This window comes from Pseudomonas sp. SWRI92, assembly GCF_014268685.1.
In the GTDB taxonomy this organism is placed as follows: Bacteria; Pseudomonadota; Gammaproteobacteria; order Pseudomonadales; family Pseudomonadaceae; genus Aquipseudomonas; species Aquipseudomonas marvdashtae.
Map to the genome: position 1 here is coordinate 70,249 of NZ_JABWQY010000017.1, position 17,959 is coordinate 88,207.

Consider the following 17,959-nt stretch of genomic DNA (forward strand, 5'->3'; position numbering starts at 1 on the left):
TTTTGGGCCCCTTCGCGAGCAAGCCCGCTATTCCACCCTGGTCTCCCCACTGAACACCAAGGTATTGCGACAGCTTCGGCACAAATACCGCCGCCCCTGGCGTACCAGGCTGTGGCGCTGGGCCGTGAACGGGAAATCGCTGCCGTCGCAAGGGCATTTGTAGATGTAGCGGGTGGCGGTGCGGCGCTTGATCTCATAGGTGTGGCAGCGGTTGGGCGGCAGTTCGTAGACCCCGCGCATGATCAATTGCCATTCTTCGCCGTGGGCCTGGATGCGGTCGCCGAACAATTGGTGGGCGATCAGGTGCGCGACTTCATGGGCGACCGTCTGTTTGAGGAAATCCTCGGCGTTTTCCCGATACAACTGTGGATTGAAGCGCAGCAGGTTTTCATGCAGGTGCGCGACGCCGGCCTTCTGGCCGCGCAATTTGAGGCTGACGACCGGGCGCTTGAAAGGACGTTTGAAAAAGGATTCGGCTTGTTGGTAACACTCTTCGACGCGGGTATTGAGTTGCTCGAGCATGCTTTACGGGTCTCCAGAAAGCCGAGTATGCCGCAAGCGTCCGCCGTTGCGAATCGCCCAGGCGCCCAATGGTCGTTTCGGCAGTTCCGGACGCAGAAAGGCCGCCTTGCGGCGGCCTGTGTTGGCAGATTCTTTTTTATGGAAGAGCTTCAAATCTTCAGTTGGTATAGACCGGACCAACGCCCAGCCCCCAGACAATCACCGTGAACGCCATGATGGCTACCAGCACGACCAGGCCGACGGCGAGCACCGAACTGGAAAACAGAAAGCCTTCATCCTGGGGAATGTTCATGAACGTCGGCAAGCCCACGTACAACAGGTAGACCGTGTAGCAGATCGCTGCAGTGCCGACGATCATCCCCAGCCACATATGCGGATAGAGTGCTGCCAGGCCGCCGATGAACAGGGGCGTCGCGGTGTAAGTGGCGAACGCGACGCAACGGGCCAGGCTCGGGTTGGCGTCGTAGGTGCGGGCCATCCAGTGGATGAAGGCGCCCATCACCGCCACGCCGCCCAACATGGCCAGGTACGACATGACGGTCATCCACAGCGCGCTTTCCTGGGTGAGCATGACCGGTGGACGATTGCCGATGACCCATCCCACCTGCGTGGTGCCGATGAACGCCGATACGGCGGGGATCGCCGCCAGGATCAGCGTGTGGGTGAGGTACATGTGGCTGATGCTTTCCTCCTGATCGCCACGGATTTCCTTCCATTCTTGACCAGGGTGGGTAAAGAGCCCCACGACATGATGGATCATAGTCAGTCACTCCTTTGTTATTGCCATCGCCCCCCAACGGAGCGCCTACGGGCCAAATGGCCGGGTAAGTGAAGGTCTGTAAGTGTGTGCGACCTTATGTCGCAGTATAGAAAGGAGTCGCCGCGAGGGGGATGGGCGGCTTAGAGCAAATCGCGCTGTAACGAAGCGGGTTAATCGCGGCTTGATCTGTGGAAGAAATCGTAGGTGTGGCGAATTCCCTCGCCACAAAGGGCCGTGCCACATTCGGTTTTTTTTGCGTAAAATGCCGGCCTTTCGTCACACCTCACGGATTTCGCGTCATGGGCACTCTTACGGTCAATCAGAACAAACTGCAAAAGCGCCTGCGCCGCCTGGCCGGTGAGGCGGTCGCCGATTTCAACATGATCGAGGATGGCGACAAGGTCATGGTCTGCCTGTCCGGCGGCAAGGACAGCTACACTTTGCTCGACGTGCTGATGCATTTGCAGAAGGTTGCCCCGATCAAGTTCGACATCGTTGCCGTGAACATGGACCAGAAGCAGCCCGGTTTTCCCGAGCATGTGCTGCCGGCCTACCTCGAGTCGCTCGGCGTTGAATACCACATCGTCGAGAAAGACACCTATTCGGTGGTCAAGGAGCTGATTCCCGAGGGCAAGACCACTTGTTCGCTGTGTTCGCGCCTGCGCCGTGGCACGCTCTACACCTTTGCCGACCAGATCGGCGCGACCAAGATGGCCCTGGGGCATCACCGCGACGACATCGTCGAGACCTTCTTCCTGAACATGTTCTACAACGGCTCGCTAAAGGCCATGCCGCCCAAGCTGCGCGCCGATGACGGACGCAACGTGGTCATTCGCCCGCTGGCTTATTGCAACGAGAAAGACATCCAGGCCTATTCGGATTTCAAGCAATTCCCGATCATTCCCTGCAACCTGTGCGGCTCCCAGGAAAACCTGCAGCGCCAAGTGGTCAAGGAGATGCTCCAGGAATGGGAACGCAAGACCCCAGGCCGTACCGAGAGCATCTTCCGCGGTTTGCAGAACGTCATTCCGTCGCAACTGGCGGACCGCAACCTGTTCGACTTCACCAACCTGCGTATCGACGAAAGCGCCACGCCGCGGTTCGTCAATGTGGTGAACCTCTGACGGTCCCAACGGCTTTTATTCACGGCGCTCGCGAGCGCCGTTTTCATTTTTAAACCAGGAGAGGGCATGCGCGATTACAAGTGGCTGCACGAGTATTGTCTGAACCGCTTTGGTTCAGCGGCTGAACTGGAAGCCCACCTGCCGATTCCCAAGACCCCGGCGCAACTGCGCAAGATCAGCGACGACCGCTACCTCTCGACCATGGCGCTGCGGGTGTTTCGCGCCGGGCTCAAGCACAGCCTGGTGGACGCTAAATGGCCGGCATTCGAAGAGGTGTTTTTCAAGTTCGACCCGGAAAAAGTCGTGCTGATGAGCGCCGAGCACCTGGAACGGCTGATGCAGGACGCGCGGATCATTCGCCACTTGGGCAAGCTCAAGAGCGTGCCGCGCAATGCGCAGCTCGTATTGGATGTGGCCCATGAAAAGGGCAGTTTCGGCGCGTTGATCGCCGACTGGCCAGTGACCGACATTGTCGGCCTGTGGACCTACCTGAAAAAACACGGCCATCAGCTCGGCGGTCTGTCGGCGCCGCGTTTCCTGCGGATGATGGGCAAGGACACCTTCGTGCCCAGCTATGACGTGGTGGCGGCGCTCAACGCCCAGGAAATCGTCGATAAAGTCCCGACCAGCCTGCGGGACCTGGCGACGGTGCAGAACGCGTTCAACCAGTGGCATGAAGAAAGCGGCGGGCGGCCGATGAGCCAGATCTCCATGATGCTGGCTTACACCGTCAACCATTGACCCTGCATTGCGAAGGCGTGTTTCAGGCAGCCGAAGGCTCACCCTCGCCAGCCAACCGCCGGTTCAACTGGAACCGCCATCGCACATACAGCAAGGCTGAGCAGAACAGCGCCACACTCGCGGCCATTTCCAGCATGCCGAACAGCTGTCGGTTCGGGTCGTAGGCCGCCAGCGCGCCCTTGATGAAGTACAGGTTCACCACGAAGCACATCCACGAATGCCCGCGCGCGCTGCCGCTGAGCATGCCCGGCGCCAGAATCAACAGCGGCACCAGCTCGATCGACAGGATCACCCAGGGACGCGCGCCGTGCAGGTCGGCGATCAGCAGGTAATACGCGCTGAGCAGCCCCACCAGGCCGAAAAAGCACAGCAGGCTCAGGTTGCGAGCGATGCGTACACGCGGCTCCAGCCACTGGATCGGCGGCAGGATCTTCGGCTTTTTAGCCACGGCCGTTCTCCAGCAGCAGAGCGGTTTTCGCCAGGCGCAAGCCCAAGGCACGGCACAGGGCGACTTCATGTTCGTTCAAGCCGCTCTTGCCGTCGGTGCCAGCATGGTGGCTCGGGCCGTAGGGCGTACCGCCACCTTGGGTGTCGATCAGGGCCGATTCGCTGTAGGGCAGGCCGGTAATCAACATGCCGTGATGCAGCAAGGGCAGCATCATCGACAGCAGGGTGGTTTCCTGGCCGCCGTGCAGGCTCGCGGTGGAGGTGAACACGCCGGCCGGCTTGCCCACCAGCGCTCCCGTCAGCCAGAGATTGCTCGTGCCGTCGAGGAAGTATTTGAGCGGTGCGGCCATGTTGCCGAAACGGGTCGGGCTGCCCAAGGCCAGGCCGGCGCAGTTCTTCAGGTCATCGAGGCTGGCGTAGAGCGGACCTTGTTCCGGGATGTCCGGCGACACGGCCTCGCACTCGGTGGAAATCGCCGGCACGGTGCGCAGCCTGGCTTCCAGGCCGGCCTGCTCGACGCCTCGGGCGATCTGCCGGGCCATTTCGTTGGTGGAACCACTGCGGCTGTAATACAACACCAGGATGTACGGCGTACTCACGGCAGGATCTCCAGGATCTTTTCCGGTGGGCGACCGATCACGGCCTTGTCGCCGGCCTCAAGGATCGGTCGCTCCATGAGTTTCGGGTGGTCGGCGATCGCGGCGATCAACTGCGCCTGGCTCAGGCTTTGGTCTGCCAGGTTCAAGGTCTTGTACTCATCTTCGCCAGTGCGCAGCAATTGCCGGGCCTCGATGCCGAGCTTGCCCAGCAGGCGCTCAAGTTGCGCGGCATCCAGCGGGGTTTCGAGGTAGCGGACCACCGTTGGTGACAGGCCACGGGCCTCCAACAGTTCCAGCGCGCCGCGGGATTTTGAGCAACGCGGGTTGTGATAAAGCGTCAGATCAGTCATGAGCGGGTCGCATCTTGCGTAAGGTGGCGGCTATTCTACTGTGCTGCGAAGTCCCTAGCACCTCAGACAAGGATCGACACATGGCAAGGCGATTGGCGGCGGCACTGACTTTCATCGGTATTTTGATGCTCGCCGGCTGCGGCAACGATTACGGAGTGGACCAGAACGGCCAGCCGATTGCGTCGCAGCGGCTGGACAAACACTGGGTGGTGCTCAATTACTGGGCCGAATGGTGTGCGCCATGCCGCACGGAAATTCCCGAGTTCAATGCCTTGGCCGACCAGCTCAAGGAGCGAAACGTCGGCGTGTTCGGGGTCAATTTCGACCAAGTGCAGGGCGAGGAACTCAAGAGCGCCAGCGAAAAAATGGGCATTCGTTTCACCGTCCTGGCCCAGGACCCGGCTGAGTTCTTCGATATCCCGCGCAGTGAAGGGCTGCCCGTCACTTACATCATCGATACCCAGGGCAAGGTCCGCGAACAACTGCTGGGGGAGCAGACGGCGGCGGGGGTGATGGCGAAGCTTGAGGCGTTGCAGGCGCTCAAGTGATGATCGTTCCCACGCTCCGCGTGGGCAATGCAGGCCGGGACGCTCTGCGTCCCAGAAGCGGAACGCGGAGCGTCCCAAGAGGCATTCCCACGCGGAGCATGGGAACGATCAAGCAGGACAGTGCTCAGCCTTCCTCTAACCACCAACGCAGCGGCTTGCCCTGGGCTGGCCAGAAGCGCGTCTGTTCGATCGGCGAGATGTCCCAGCGCTCGACCTTCTCCAGCGCCTGCAAAAAGCGCGTTTCCTGCTCCATCACCGCCGGACCGCAGAGTTTGCGGGTGCTGCCGATCTTGCCGAAACTCAGCCGGTCGCCTTCCAGCGTGTACGGCGCGAACCAATGGTTGCAGCCTGCGTTACCATAGGCGCGACCGTCATCGCCGAGGGTGATGGTCAGGTGGCTGTAGTCCATCAACGGCCGTTCACCGATCCATTCGAGAATGTAGCTGCGGTTCTGTTGCAGTTGCACCGGCTCGGCGGCGCAACCCATCAGGCCGGCGCCGATCAGCGCGGACAGGACCAGGCGTCTCATCAAGCGGCTTCCTGGCATTGAGGGCATACGTGCTTTTCACCGACAGTCGTCCAACCCAACTCGGCGATGCGCGCGGTGGCGGCCGGTTTCTGGGCCTTGGTGCCGAGCTTGGCATCGACGGCGAATTCGAAGCTCAGCGCCTTGGCGCAGCGGTCGCAATTGACCTGCCAGGTGTGGATCGCCAGCTCGCCGAACACCGGGCCGGTGGTCATGGCGGTCCATTGCCCCATCGGCTTGAGCAGATGCCGAACGGTGTCCACGGTCAGTCGCATGGACAAGTCCTTGCTGCCCTTGAGGGTCACGAGCAGAACGTCGTTGGCCTGGATCGAACCGCCGTTGCCGGTGACTTGGTAACGGCCCGGCGCCAGCGCGCGGACCTCGGTCAAGGTGTGCTGCGGGTTCATCAGGGTGTAGCGGAAATCGTGTTCGGCCATGGGTCCTCCAAATAGGCGCGACATGCTAGCACGGGGCAGGGCTGCCCATGGTCCGCATGCGACGAACTTCCACTGCCGGGAGAGGGCGCAGGCGTTCAGCCTTCCACCAGATTGCGTGGCGCACCCTCGGCCCAGGCCGCGATATTGTCCAGTGTGGTAACGGCGATCGCCGCCAAGGCTTCCCGAGTCAAAAACGCCTGGTGCGCCGTGACCACCACGTTGGGAAAGGTCAGCAGCCGCGCCAATACATCGTCCTGCAAGGGCAGGTCGGAGCGGTCTTCGAAAAACAGTTGGGCCTCTTCCTCATAGACGTCGAGGCCCAAGTAGCCCAGTTGGCCGCTTTTCAACGCGTCGATCAGCGCCGGCGTGTCCACCAGACCGCCGCGCCCGGTGTTGATCAGCATGGCGCCGCGCTGCATCGAGCTTAGGGAATCAGCGTTGATAAGGTGCCGGCTCTGTTCATTGAGTGGGCAGTGCAGGCTGATGATCTGCGCTTGTACCAACAAATCGGCCAAGGGCAAATAGCGGGCACCCAAGGCCTCGACCTGTGGATTGGGGTAAGGGTCGTATGCCAGCAATTGGCAGCCGAAGCCGGCCATGATCCGGGCGAAAGTCGCGCCGATCTGGCCGGTGCCGATCACGCCGACGGTCTTGCCCACCAAGTCGAAGCCCGTCAGCCCGTGGAGGCTGAAATTGCCGTCCCGGGTGCGGTTGTAGGCGCGGTGCAGGCATCGGTTGAGCGCCATGATCAACGCCACGGCGTGTTCGGCGACGGCGTGGGGCGAATAGGCCGGCACCCGGACGATGCTCAACCCCAGGCGTTTGGCCGCGGGCAGGTCGACATGGTTGTAGCCCGCCGAGCGCAGGGCGATCAGCCGCGTGCCGCCCTCGGCCAACCGTTCCAGCACCGGGGCGCTCAGGTCGTCGTTGATGAATGCGCAGACCACCTCATGCCGTTCGGCCAGGGCCACGGTGTCCAGGTTCAGCCGCGCCGGCTGGAACTGCAACTCAAGGCCTGCCGGTAGTGGGGCCTTGCTGAAACTGTCGCGGTCGTAGGTCTGGCTGCTGAAAAGAATGGCGCGCATGACGGCCTCCTGGCATTGGGATGAGCCCAGCCTAGCAGCGATCGCGCCGATGACCCTTGCGCTGGGTCAGGCGCTGATGCGTGCCTCGTTGGCCAGGCGATTGATGGCGTGTTCCAGTTCTTGCAAGGCGGCTGCGGCTTTTGGGTCCTGCTGCTTGAGCAGGGTTTCGCTGCGCTGGCAGGCCGCGCGCAGTTGCGGTACGCCGCAGTAGCGTGTGGCCCCGTGCAGGCGATGGACCCGTTCAATCAGGGCGTTGTGATCGTTGGCCTCGCTGGCCTGGCGAATCGCTTCACGGTCGGCCTCCAGGGATGCCAATAGCATCGCCAGCATGTCTGCCGCCAGATCGGCCTTGCCAGCGGCCAGGCGCAGGCCTTCCTCATGATCGAGGACCAGTAGCTCACTGCCGCCATGGGCCTCGACCGCCCGATCCGGCGCCTGGTTACGCAACGCCAGGCCGGTCCATTTGAGTACCACTTGGGCCAGTTGGCGCTCGCTGATGGGTTTGGTCAGGTAGTCATCCATGCCACTTTGCAGCAACGCGCGCTTCTCGTTGGCCATGGCATGGGCGGTGAGGGCGACGATGGGCAGCGGCGTGCAATGGCGTTCGCTTTCCCACTGGCGGATCGTCTCGGTGCTCTGTCGACCGTCCATGCCGGGCATCTGCACGTCCATCAAGACGAGGTCGAAGGTTTCCTTTTGCACAGCCTGGACCGCCGCGTATCCGCTTTCCACCGCCAGCACCCGGGCGCCCATGTCTTCGAGCAGCGTCTGCACCAGCAGCAGGTTGGCCGGGTTGTCGTCTACGCACAACACTTTCGGCGCGCGGCTGGCCACCGGTTCGTTGGGTTCGTTGCGTGGCGGGCGTGGGTTGACCAGGTCGGACAGCGCCCGGCGCAGCTTGCGGGTGCAGGCCGGCTTGGCTTGCAGTTGGCTATGAGGATTGGGTACCGAGAGGTGGTACAGCGTCTGTTCGGTGGTCGGGCATAGCACGAGCACCTTGCAGCCCAAGTGTTCCAAGTCCCAGATATGCTGGTTGAGACGTTCCGGTGGCATGTCATTGCTGGTGATGCCGAGCACGGCCAGGTCGATCGCCTGATCGGTCTGGTGGGCGACCGTGACGCCGTTGGTCAGGTTCTCCAGCGTATTGAATGGCGTGACTTGCAGTCCGCAGTCCTCGAGCTGATGTTGCAAGGCCTGGCGGGCCAGCTCGTGATTTTCCATAACGGCCACGCGCCGGCCGAGCAACGGAGGACCTGGCAAGTCTTCGACGTCGTCACGAGCCTTGGGCAGGCGCAGGCTGATCCAGAATTCGGAACCCTCGCCCGGTGTGCTGTCGACACCGATTTCCCCGCCCATCTGTTCCACCAGCCGCTTGGAAATCACCAGGCCCAGTCCGGTGCCGCCGGGTTGCCGGGACAAGGAATTGTCGGCCTGGCTGAAGGCCTGGAACAGCGCTCGCACGTCCTGGCTAGAGAGGCCGATGCCGGTGTCCTGGATGCTGATGCGCAGTTGAACGCTGTCTTCGTGTTCGTCCTCGAGCATGGCCCGGGCAACGATGGTGCCTTCGCGGGTGAACTTGATGGCGTTGCTCACCAGGTTGGTGAGGATCTGCTTGAGGCGCAGCGGGTCGCCCACCAGCGACAGCGGTGTGTCCCGGTAGACCAGGCTCACCAGTTCCAATTGCTTGGCGTGGGCGGCGGGGGCGAGGATGGTCAGGGTGTCCTGCAACAGGTCCCGCAGGTTGAACGGAATGCTGTCGAGCACCAGCTTGCCGGCCTCGATCTTCGAAAAATCGAGGATTTCGTTGATGATGCCCAGCAGGCTGTCGGCGGATTTTTCAATGGTGCCCAGGTAGTCGAGCTGGCGCGGGGTCAGTTCGCTTTTTTGCAATAAATGCGTGAAGCCGAGGATGCCGTTGAGCGGCGTGCGGATTTCATGGCTCATGTTCGCCAGGAATTCGGATTTGATCCGGCTCGCTTCCAGCGCTTCCTTGCGGGCCAGGTCCAGCTCGATGTTCTGGATCTCGATGGTTTCGAGGTTCTGGCGCACGTCTTCGGTGGCTTGGTCGATGCTGTGCTGCAACTCTTCCTGGGCATTCTGCAAAGTGCCGGCCATGCGATTGATACCCGACGCCAATTCGTCCAGCTCCTGGCTGCCCAGCGGCGGCAGGCGGGTTTCCAGGTGACCGTCCTTGAGTTGCGCCACGGCCTGCTTGATCTGGCTCAGCGGGCGATTGATCGTGCGCCCCATGCGCAAGGCCAACAGGGCGGTGCAGCCCAGGCCAGCGGCGATCAGCAGCAGGCTGGCGAACAGGCTGCGATAACCGCGCAGCAACATGCCGCTGTGGGACAACTCCAACTCGACCCAGCCCAGCAGGCGGTCGGCTTCTTCGGGAACCAATTCACCGGCCAGGTTGCGGTGCTTGCCGAACACCGGCAGCAAATAACGGGTGGCGTCGTTGCCGGTGCGTTGCAGCAACTGGCTGCTGTTGCCCTCCGGCGCGCGGTTGAGCATGGTCGGGCCGGCATGGGCCATGGGCGTGCGGTCGGGCGCCAGGAAGGTTACGGCGCGTACGTCCGTCTGTTCAAGGGATTGGGTGGCGACGCGCTCCAGCAGTTCGGTGTCCTGGCGGCTCATGGCCGGCGCGACCAGCGGGGCCAGCTGTTCGGCGATCATCTCACCGCGTTGCAGCAACTGGGCGTGCAGGTCCGATTGCTGCATCCAGGTGAAATAACCACCCAGGACCAATGCCATCAGGCTGGTCGGCAACAGCGTCAGCAACAACACACGGCCTTTGATTCCCAGTTTCTTGAGCACGCTTGTCTCCTGCATCCAGCGGTCTGATTGAGCTTTGCGCGCATCCGGCACGCAACACCTGCGCAGTGTAGCGATTTGCAGGCGGGGGATCTTTGTAAAATTCGTGTCGACCGAGGGCAACAAAGATCGGTGGGTACTTCAGATCTTCTTTAAGGCAGGCAGCGACGCAGGATTAATTCACTACTATCGTAAGGGGCTGGGGGAACACAGCTTCCTCGCCCGGCCGATAAGGGCGATTGTGTCCGCGTATTTTAAGCGGATGCAATTACCCCTGGCTTCAGGATCACCATGTGCCGATGTAAGTAATCAGCCCCTGATCAAGGTCGTTCGTGGGGGGGGGCGCACCCGTTGCCAGCAGATCGATGCCCCGACGAAGCCCAGAGTGCTGATCACTAGAAGTTTAGCTCCGTACAAACCGCAGACGTGGCACGAAGTGTACGCAGCCCCAAAAGCACGATCACCACCATGGCCAGGCCCGCGACAATCGCGACGCCGAACCCTGCCTGCGCGCCATAGACGTCGATGACCAGTCCTGCCAATACGCCACCGAGCGCTACGCCGATGCTGATGCCTGTAGTCATCCACGTAAGTCCTTCGGTGATCCTTGACGGTGGAACAATGATCGAGCCGAGATTCATGACGACGACCATCGTTGGCGCAAATGACATACCTGCAACAAATAACATCCCGGAAAGGATGTAGACGTTCGGTGAAAGAATGGGCAACACGGCAGTGACTGCCGTTATCAGCACCCCGATAAAGAACTGCTTTTCAATTGGCAAGGAAATCCTTAAAGCGCCGAACGTCAGACCCGCGATCATTGAACCGAGCGCATAGGCTGCCAGGATGAAACTGGCAGCCGCCGGCCAGCCTTGTACGTTGGCGAAGGCCACAACCGCCACGTCGATTGATCCGCCAATCACACCCATTGCCAAGAGCGCTAGCACGATGGTACGAACGCCGGGGATAAGCAGGGTCGAGCGTGCGTTCCTTCTTATGCCCACGATCACCTTCGGTTCTGTCTGCCGCTGCATAAGAAAAGCCGTCACGCCGACAACCAGCAGCAAAACGGCTACAAGAGGCCCGGCTTCCGCGAAAAAGCTGACACTCAAACCAATGGCAAGTGGTGGGCCGATGATAAAGGCGAGTTCAGTTAGAACCGTGTCCAAGGAGAACGCCGTGTGTAACTCAGGCTTGCCACGGAAAAGCTGCGTCCAGCGTGCTCTTATCATGGCGGGCATGCTCGGCATCGTGCCCGCCAATGCCGCAAGAATAAACAGCAGTGTGGCTGGAGCGCTCATGTAGACGGCAACGATCAGCGCGAGCAACATACCAATGCTGAAGGCCGTCACCAAGGGCAGAACCCGACGTTGCCCCCGCTGATCAACAAGTTTCGATACTTGCGGACCGATAAGTGCATTCGCCAAGGTAAAAGTACCGGCGACCGCGCCCGCTAGCCAATAAAGGCCTGTCTGCTGCACCAGCATGGTGATGATGCCGATGCCGATCATTGCCTGTGGTAGCCGGGCAATGGAACTCGCGATCACTAACCCCATGACGCCCGGGGTAGTGAAAAGTTCGCGGTAGGGATTTGCCATGATCGGCGCCTAAGTGGGTGGTTGAGAAAATATGCAAGTGGGCAGTAACAAATCCACTTGCAGAGGAGGGGACTCACGAGGATGGTTTGAAGTAAACATCCATTTGCGTCTGGCCTCAGCCCCGCCGATGTTAAAAGCGACATCAGGTCATCCGTTTGTTTGCGTTTTTTCGCGGACACCTTGCGGCAGCCACTTCCTCAGTAACAGGCGTATGTCCCTCAGGTCGGAATGGGATGGTGCTTTCATCAGGGATGTGTTCGAGGCCTAATCCCTTCTGTTCTAGCTCCCGATGTATGTCTCGTGCCCGCTCGCCTTCCCCCGTCACCAGCCACACTTCACTGACACTCAGCAAACGTGCCAACTGCGCCATCCACAACCGAGGCACACCCCGTACGCTCCAGTTCGTCAGGCATTGAGGGCTAACACGCAGCACCTCGGCGAATGCCGAGGGGGCGATGTCGTATTCTTCCAATAGGTTGCGCAAGCGTTGCCCAGAAGCCTGTCGGGCGCTGAGCTGCGAATCTTTTTGTTTCCACCAAGCGTTGACCATCGTTTTGCTCTGCATCCTGCTCGTACGTTGTAGCGGTACTACCTTAAACAGCACGGTGCGAAGCCCGGTAGCCATGAATGCTTGCTCATTTATATAAAAGGAACGAACCCACAAGCAGGCGGGAAGAATATGACGGACAGTGCTTACAGCTGGTATGCATGCGCGATCCGAGCGCTCGGCTCTGTAGGGAAGGGCTACCTCCACCCAGCAGCGCACGCAGCTTTCGCCTCGCTTATTCCCATAAGCCATAACCCCCTTACTTTGCGTGATATGGCCTCGCCGGGTTTGCCGGTATGATAGGCGCCCCCGCAGTCCGGATTGCGAATACGCCATGACTCTGCAGTACCCAACCATCGCCGATTGCGTCGGCAACACTCCGCTGGTCCGCTTGCAGCGCTTGCCCGGCGAGACCACTAATACGCTTTTGCTCAAGCTCGAAGGGAACAACCCGGCGGGTTCGGTCAAGGACCGGCCGGCGTTGTCGATGATCACCCGTGGCGAATTGCGCGGGCAGATCCGGCCCGGCGATACGCTGATCGAGGCGACGTCCGGCAACACCGGTATTGCTCTGGCGATGGCGGCGGCGATCAAGGGCTACAGGATGATCCTGATCATGCCCGACAACTCCAGCGCCGAGCGCAAGGCGGCGATGACTGCCTATGGCGCCGAGCTGATCCTGGTCACCCAGGAGGAGGGCATGGAAGGTGCCCGGGACCTGGCCGAGCGCATGCAGGCCGAAGGCCGGGGCAAGGTGCTCGATCAGTTCGCCAACGGTGACAATCCCGAGGCCCACTACACCACCACCGGTCCTGAGATCTGGCGCCAGACCGACGGCACGATCACTCATTTCGTCAGCTCGATGGGCACCACCGGCACCATCATGGGCACCTCGCGCTACTTGAAAGAACAAAATCCGAACGTGCAGATCATCGGCCTGCAACCGATGGAAGGCTCGGCCATCCCCGGCATCCGACGCTGGCCCGAAGAGTATCTGCCAAAGATCTACCAGGCCGACCGCGTGGACCGGATCATCGACATGGCCCAGAGCGAAGCCGAGGACGTGACCCGTCGCCTGGCGCGTGAGGAAGGCATTTTCTGCGGCGTGTCGTCGGGCGGTGCCGTGGCGGGGATGCTGCGTCTGTCGAAAGAAGTCGAGAACGCGGTGATCGTCGCGATCATCTGTGACCGTGGCGACCGTTATCTGTCGACCGGCATTTTCGACGCGCCCAACTGATGGCCAAGCATGAAAGAGGCTTGCGCTTCCAGCCCAGCGGCGGAAGCCGGGCCCCGCAGGTGCCCACCGGTAAAAAGCAGCGCTTGACCATTGAACGCCTGGCCAATGATGGCCGGGGAATTGCGTTTGTCGAGGGTCGGACCTGGTTCGTCATCGGCGCGCTGGCCGGTGAAGAGGTCGAGGCGCGCGTGCTCGGTGCCCACGGCAAAGTGGTCGAGGCGCGCACCGAGCGGGTGTTTTCGCCCAGCGAACTGCGTCGTCCGGCACCGTGCATCCATGCCGGTCGTTGCGGTGGCTGCAGCGTCCAGCATTTGCCCCATGCCGAACAGCTTGCCCTGAAACAGCGCATGCTCGCCGAGCAACTGTCCCGAGTTGCAGGCGTTGAGCCAGACGAATGGGCCGAGCCTTTGAGTGGGCCTGAGTTCGGTTATCGACGTCGCGCCCGCGTGGCCGTCCGTTGGGACCAGAAGGCGAAAAAGCTTGAAGTCGGTTTCCGTGCGGTCGGCAGCCAGGACATCGTCGCCATCGATCAATGCCCGGTGCTGGTACAGCCCTTGCAACCGATCATGAGCCGCTTGCCGGAGATGCTGCGACGCTTGAGCAAACCCCAGGCGTTGGGTCATGTGGAGTTGTTCGCCGGCTCGTCCCTCGCGGTATTGCTGCGCCACATGGCGCCGTTGTCTGAGGCCGACCAGACGATTCTCAAGGATTTCTGCGCGTTTCATGAGGCCCAGTTGTGGCTTCACGGTGAAGGCGAGCCGCAACCGGTCGAGCCCGGCCAAGCCTTGGGGTTTCGCCTGGATAGCTGGGATCTGGAACTGGCGTACCGGCCGGGGGATTTCATCCAGGTCAACGCCGCCGTCAACGAAGCGATGATCGCCCAGGCCCTGCAATGGCTGGCGCCTCAATCGGATGAGCGCGTGCTGGACCTGTTCTGCGGCCTGGGCAACTTTGCCTTGCCGCTGGCCAGGAAGGTGCGCGAGGTGGTGGCCGTGGAAGGTGTACAGACTATGGTGGACCGCGCGGCCGCTAACGCCGTCAGCAACAATTTGAATAACACTGCCTTTTTTCAGGCCGATTTATCCCAGCCATTGGCGGATGCCGAATGGATCGGCGAAGGCTTTTCTGCGGTACTCTTGGACCCACCCCGTGACGGTGCTTTCGAGGTGGTACGCAAGCTGGCGTCCCTCGGTGCCAGACGGTTGGTTTATGTGTCGTGCAACCCGGCAACTTTGGCTCGGGACACGGTCGAATTGATCAAGCAGGGCTACCGGTTAAAACGTGCCGGGATTCTCGATATGTTTCCTCAAACGGCGCATGTCGAGGCCATGGCGTTATTTGAAGCGAGCCAGGATGGCTTGTCCGATTGACCCGTTCGTGCCAACCCACCACAGCCTTGGGTGGAAACACGAGCAACGAAGGTCAGCGATGTTGACGCATTGAATCTGCGTCGTAGGGAAGGTAAGTAAAGATGGTACAGGTGAGAGCACACCAGCCGATCAACACCGACGGCAGTATCAATCTCGAGGCTTGGCTCGATCACGCGGTCAGTATCGACGCGGCACTGGATCGCGAAGCCTTGAAGGCCGCTTGCGAGTTCGCTCGCGAGGCGGAACAGCAACACAACGCGGCGAAGAACCTCTGGTCCGAAGGCACGTCGAGTTTCCAGACGGGCCTTGAAATCGCCGAAATCCTCGCCGACCTCAAGCTCGACCAGGACTCGCTGGTGGCGGCGGTGCTGTACCGCGGCGTGCGCGAAGGGCAGATCCAGCTTCCGATGGTCAGCCAGCGCTTTGGCACCGTGGTCGCCAAGTTGATTGATGGCGTGCTGCGCATGGCCGCTATCAGCGCCAGCCTCAGCCCGCGCCAGTCGATGGTGCTGGGAACCCAGGGCCAGGTGGAAAACCTGCGCAAGATGCTGGTGGCCATGGTCGACGACGTGCGCGTCGCGCTGATCAAGCTGGCCGAGCGCACCTGCGCAATCCGCGCGGTGAAATCCGCCGACGACGAGAAGCGCAATCGCGTGGCCCGGGAAGTCTTCGACATCTACGCGCCGCTGGCCCACCGCCTGGGTATCGGTCACATCAAATGGGAGCTGGAGGATTTGTCCTTCCGCTACCTGGAGCCCGACCAGTACAAGCAGATAGCCAAGCTGCTGCACGAGCGCCGCCTGGATCGAGAACGGTTCATCACCGACGTCATGACCCAATTGCGCGAAGAGTTGCAGGCCACCGGCGTCGAAGCCGACATCAGTGGCCGGGCCAAGCACATCTATTCGATCTGGCGAAAAATGCAGCGCAAGGGCCTGGAATTCAGCCAGATCTACGACGTTCGCGCCGTTCGCGTACTGGTCCCGGAAATGCGCGACTGCTACACCGCGCTCGGCATCGTCCATACCCTGTGGCGGCACATTCCGAAGGAGTTCGACGACTACATCGCCAACCCGAAGGAAAACGGCTACCGCTCACTGCACACCGCGGTCATCGGCCCCGAAGGCAAGGTGCTGGAAGTGCAGATTCGCACCCACGCCATGCACGAGGAAGCCGAGCTGGGCGTTTGCGCCCACTGGAAATACAAGGGCACCGACGTCAAGTCCGGGTCCAACCACTACGAAGAGAAAATCTCCTGGTTGCGCCAAGTGCTCGAATGGCACGAGGAGCTGGGTGACATCGGCGGCCTGGCCGAACAGCTGCGGGTCGATATCGAACCGGACCGGGTCTATATCTTCACCCCCGATGGCCATGCCATCGACCTGCCCAAGGGCGCGACGCCGCTGGACTTCGCCTATCGGGTGCATACCGAGATCGGCCACAACTGCCGTGGCGCGAAGATCAACGGGCGGATCGTGCCGCTCAACTACAGCCTGCAGACCGGCGAGCAGGTCGAAATCATTACCAGCAAGCACGGCACGCCGAGCCGCGACTGGCTGAACCCGAACCTGGGTTACATCACCACTTCCCGTGCGCGGGCGAAGATCGTCCATTGGTTCAAGTTGCAGGCCCGCGACCAGAACGTCGCGGCGGGCAAGACCTTGCTCGAGCGCGAGCTGAGTCGTCTCGGCCTGCCGCAGGTGGATTTCGACAAGCTGGCCGAAAAAGCCAACATGAAGACCGCCGAGGACATGTTCGCGGCCCTCGGTGCCGGCGACTTGCGCCTGGCGCAACTGGTCAACCTGGCCCAGCAACTGGTGGAGCCGGAGCGCGGCAACGAGCAACTGGAGCTGATCCCGCGCAAGGCCACCGGCTACAAGCCCGGCAAGCGCGGCGACATCCAGATCCAGGGCGTGGGCAACCTGATGACACAGATGGCCGGCTGTTGCCAGCCGTTGCCGGGCGATGCAATCGTCGGCTACATCACCCAGGGACGTGGCGTGAGCATTCACCGCCAGGACTGCGCCTCGGTGCTGCAACTGGCCGGTCGCGAGCCCGAGCGCATCATCCAGGTCAGTTGGGGCCCGGTGCCGGTGCTCACTTATCCAGTGGACATCATCATTCGCGCCTACGACCGCTCCGGTCTGCTGCGTGACGTGTCCCAGGTGTTGCTCAACGAGCGCATCAACGTGTTGGCGGTCAACACCCGCTCGAACAAGGAGGACAACACGGCGCTGATGTCCCTGACCATCGAGATCCCGGGCCTGGACGCGCTGGGGCGGCTGCTGGGACGGATTTCCCAGCTGCCGAACATCATCGAGACCCGGCGTAACCGTACGCCGGGATGATCCGTGAGCCAATTGTGGGAGCGGGCAATCTCGCTCCCACAGAGTTTCGTGTGATGAGACGGATTAATGTATAGCCTCGAAGATCTGCTCCACTTGATGAACCGCCTGCGGGACCCGCAGTACGGTTGCCCCTGGGACATCAAGCAAACCTACGCCACCATCGTCCCGCATACGCTTGAAGAAGCCTACGAGGTCGCCGATGCGATCGAGCGTGGCGATTTCGATCACCTGCAGGACGAGTTGGGCGACCTGCTGTTCCAGGTGGTGTATTACAGCCAGTTGGCCCGGGAAGAAAACCGCTTCGAATTCGCCGGTGTGGTCGACAGCATCACCCGCAAGCTGATCCGCCGCCATCCCCATGTGTTTCCTACCGGCGACTTGTATGCGCCCGTGGATATCCCGCGCCTGAGCGAAGAGCAGGTCAAGCAGCGCTGGGAGGAAATCAAGGCCGAGGAGCGGGCCGAGAAAGCCTCGGTGCCCGAGCAATTGTCGCTGCTCGACGATGTGCCGGCGGCCCTGCCGGCGTTGTCCCGTTCGGCGAAATTGCAGAAGCGTGCCGGTCAGGTCGGTTTCGACTGGCCTGGCCCGTTGCCGGTGCTCGACAAGGTCCGCGAGGAACTGGATGAAGTGCTTGAGGCGATGGCGGATAACGACCCTGCGGCCATCAGCGATGAGGTCGGCGACTTGCTGTTCAGCGTGGTCAATCTGGCCCGGCACCTCAAGGTCGACCCCGAAGCCGCCCTGCGTGGCGCCAATGCAAAGTTCGAGCGACGTTTCCGATTTATCGAACAGGCATTGCGCGACACCCACCGTCCCATGGAAGATTGCACCCTCGAAGAGTTGGACGCCTTGTGGGGCGAAGCCAAACGTCAGGAAAAGAATTTGCCCAGCTGTGGCTGAGGC

At 61.4% G+C, this 17,959-nt stretch carries 18 protein-coding genes; 7 read left to right on the forward strand and 11 right to left on the reverse strand.

The genetic code is table 11. The annotated features are described in order from the left end of the window. Positions 1–27: 27 nt before the first annotated feature. A complete protein-coding gene (locus HU762_RS21900) occupies positions 28–522 on the reverse strand; it encodes a SprT family zinc-dependent metalloprotease (RefSeq protein ID WP_186614394.1) in 495 nt (164 codons plus the stop codon). A 157-nt stretch (positions 523–679) separates the two neighbouring features. Further along, positions 680–1,282, reverse strand: a complete 603-nt coding sequence (locus tag HU762_RS21905; protein ID WP_186614396.1) for a Yip1 family protein — start codon at positions 1,280–1,282, stop codon at positions 680–682. A 299-nt stretch (positions 1,283–1,581) separates the two neighbouring features. Between HU762_RS21905 and ttcA the strand changes: the two genes are divergently transcribed. Both ttcA and HU762_RS21915 read left to right on the forward strand, forming a co-directional pair. Beyond that, the gene (gene ttcA / locus HU762_RS21910; protein ID WP_186614398.1) at positions 1,582–2,406 is read left to right on the forward strand and encodes a tRNA 2-thiocytidine(32) synthetase TtcA; all 825 of its coding nucleotides are present in this window, start codon (positions 1,582–1,584) and stop codon (positions 2,404–2,406) included. A gap of 66 nt (positions 2,407–2,472) precedes the next feature. Next, positions 2,473–3,147 (forward strand): DNA-3-methyladenine glycosylase I, encoded by a 675-nt coding sequence (locus tag HU762_RS21915; protein ID WP_186640571.1) that lies wholly within the window; start codon positions 2,473–2,475, stop codon positions 3,145–3,147. A gap of 22 nt (positions 3,148–3,169) precedes the next feature. On the opposite strand, the gene HU762_RS21920 is transcribed toward HU762_RS21915, so the two are convergent. From HU762_RS21920 to arsC, 3 genes are read right to left on the reverse strand one after another with little or no spacing between them, the layout of a single operon-like run. Beyond that, on the reverse strand, positions 3,170–3,595 hold the full coding sequence (locus HU762_RS21920; RefSeq protein WP_186640573.1) for a DUF2069 domain-containing protein: 426 nt from the start codon (positions 3,593–3,595) through the stop codon (positions 3,170–3,172). Beyond that, the gene (gene wrbA / locus HU762_RS21925; RefSeq protein ID WP_186640575.1) at positions 3,588–4,193 is read right to left on the reverse strand and encodes an NAD(P)H:quinone oxidoreductase; all 606 of its coding nucleotides are present in this window, start codon (positions 4,191–4,193) and stop codon (positions 3,588–3,590) included. Before wrbA ends, HU762_RS21920 begins: the two co-directional genes overlap by 8 nt. After that, positions 4,190–4,543: an arsenate reductase (glutaredoxin) gene (arsC, locus tag HU762_RS21930; RefSeq protein WP_186640577.1), complete on the reverse strand. Its 354-nt coding sequence runs from the start codon at positions 4,541–4,543 to the stop codon at positions 4,190–4,192. The genes wrbA and arsC overlap by 4 nt, the downstream gene beginning before the upstream one ends. 80 nt (positions 4,544–4,623) lie before the next feature. On the opposite strand from arsC, the gene HU762_RS21935 reads away from it, so the two are divergent. Further along, on the forward strand, positions 4,624–5,091 hold the full coding sequence (locus HU762_RS21935; protein ID WP_186640579.1) for a TlpA disulfide reductase family protein: 468 nt from the start codon (positions 4,624–4,626) through the stop codon (positions 5,089–5,091). Positions 5,092–5,215: 124 nt separating this feature from the next. On the opposite strand, the gene HU762_RS21940 is transcribed toward HU762_RS21935, so the two are convergent. From HU762_RS21940 to HU762_RS21965, 6 genes are all read right to left on the reverse strand, one after another. Continuing rightward, positions 5,216–5,620: an META domain-containing protein gene (locus HU762_RS21940; RefSeq protein ID WP_186640581.1), complete on the reverse strand. Its 405-nt coding sequence runs from the start codon at positions 5,618–5,620 to the stop codon at positions 5,216–5,218. After that, positions 5,620–6,054: a hypothetical protein gene (locus HU762_RS21945; protein ID WP_186614412.1), complete on the reverse strand. Its 435-nt coding sequence runs from the start codon at positions 6,052–6,054 to the stop codon at positions 5,620–5,622. The genes HU762_RS21940 and HU762_RS21945 overlap by 1 nt, the downstream gene beginning before the upstream one ends. Positions 6,055–6,149: 95 nt before the next feature. Further along, positions 6,150–7,139 (reverse strand): 2-hydroxyacid dehydrogenase, encoded by a 990-nt coding sequence (locus HU762_RS21950; RefSeq protein WP_186640583.1) that lies wholly within the window; start codon positions 7,137–7,139, stop codon positions 6,150–6,152. Positions 7,140–7,205: 66 nt separating this feature from the next. Beyond that, entirely contained in the window at positions 7,206–9,956 is a 2,751-nt protein-coding gene (locus tag HU762_RS21955) for a response regulator (RefSeq protein WP_186640585.1), read from the reverse strand. A gap of 392 nt (positions 9,957–10,348) precedes the next feature. Then, positions 10,349–11,554, reverse strand: a complete 1,206-nt coding sequence (locus HU762_RS21960; RefSeq protein ID WP_186640587.1) for an MFS transporter — start codon at positions 11,552–11,554, stop codon at positions 10,349–10,351. 142 nt (positions 11,555–11,696) lie between these two features. Continuing rightward, a complete protein-coding gene (locus tag HU762_RS21965) occupies positions 11,697–12,179 on the reverse strand; it encodes a hypothetical protein (protein ID WP_186640589.1) in 483 nt (160 codons plus the stop codon). A 256-nt stretch (positions 12,180–12,435) separates the two neighbouring features. Here HU762_RS21965 and cysM point away from each other — a divergent pair, with 256 nt between their 5' ends. From cysM to mazG, 4 genes are all read left to right on the forward strand, one after another. Continuing rightward, positions 12,436–13,338, forward strand: a complete 903-nt coding sequence (cysM, locus tag HU762_RS21970) for a cysteine synthase CysM (RefSeq protein ID WP_186640590.1) — start codon at positions 12,436–12,438, stop codon at positions 13,336–13,338. Then, complete coding sequence (rlmD, locus tag HU762_RS21975; protein WP_186640598.1) at positions 13,338–14,708, forward strand: 23S rRNA (uracil(1939)-C(5))-methyltransferase RlmD; 1,371 nt, start codon at positions 13,338–13,340, stop codon at positions 14,706–14,708. Before cysM ends, rlmD begins: the two co-directional genes overlap by 1 nt. Positions 14,709–14,809: 101 nt before the next feature. Further along, the gene (gene relA, locus HU762_RS21980) at positions 14,810–17,056 is read left to right on the forward strand and encodes a GTP diphosphokinase (RefSeq protein WP_186640600.1); all 2,247 of its coding nucleotides are present in this window, start codon (positions 14,810–14,812) and stop codon (positions 17,054–17,056) included. Between the two features lie 66 nt (positions 17,057–17,122). Then, on the forward strand, positions 17,123–17,956 hold the full coding sequence (mazG, locus tag HU762_RS21985; protein WP_186640602.1) for a nucleoside triphosphate pyrophosphohydrolase: 834 nt from the start codon (positions 17,123–17,125) through the stop codon (positions 17,954–17,956). The last annotated feature ends 3 nt before the right edge of the window (positions 17,957–17,959 follow it).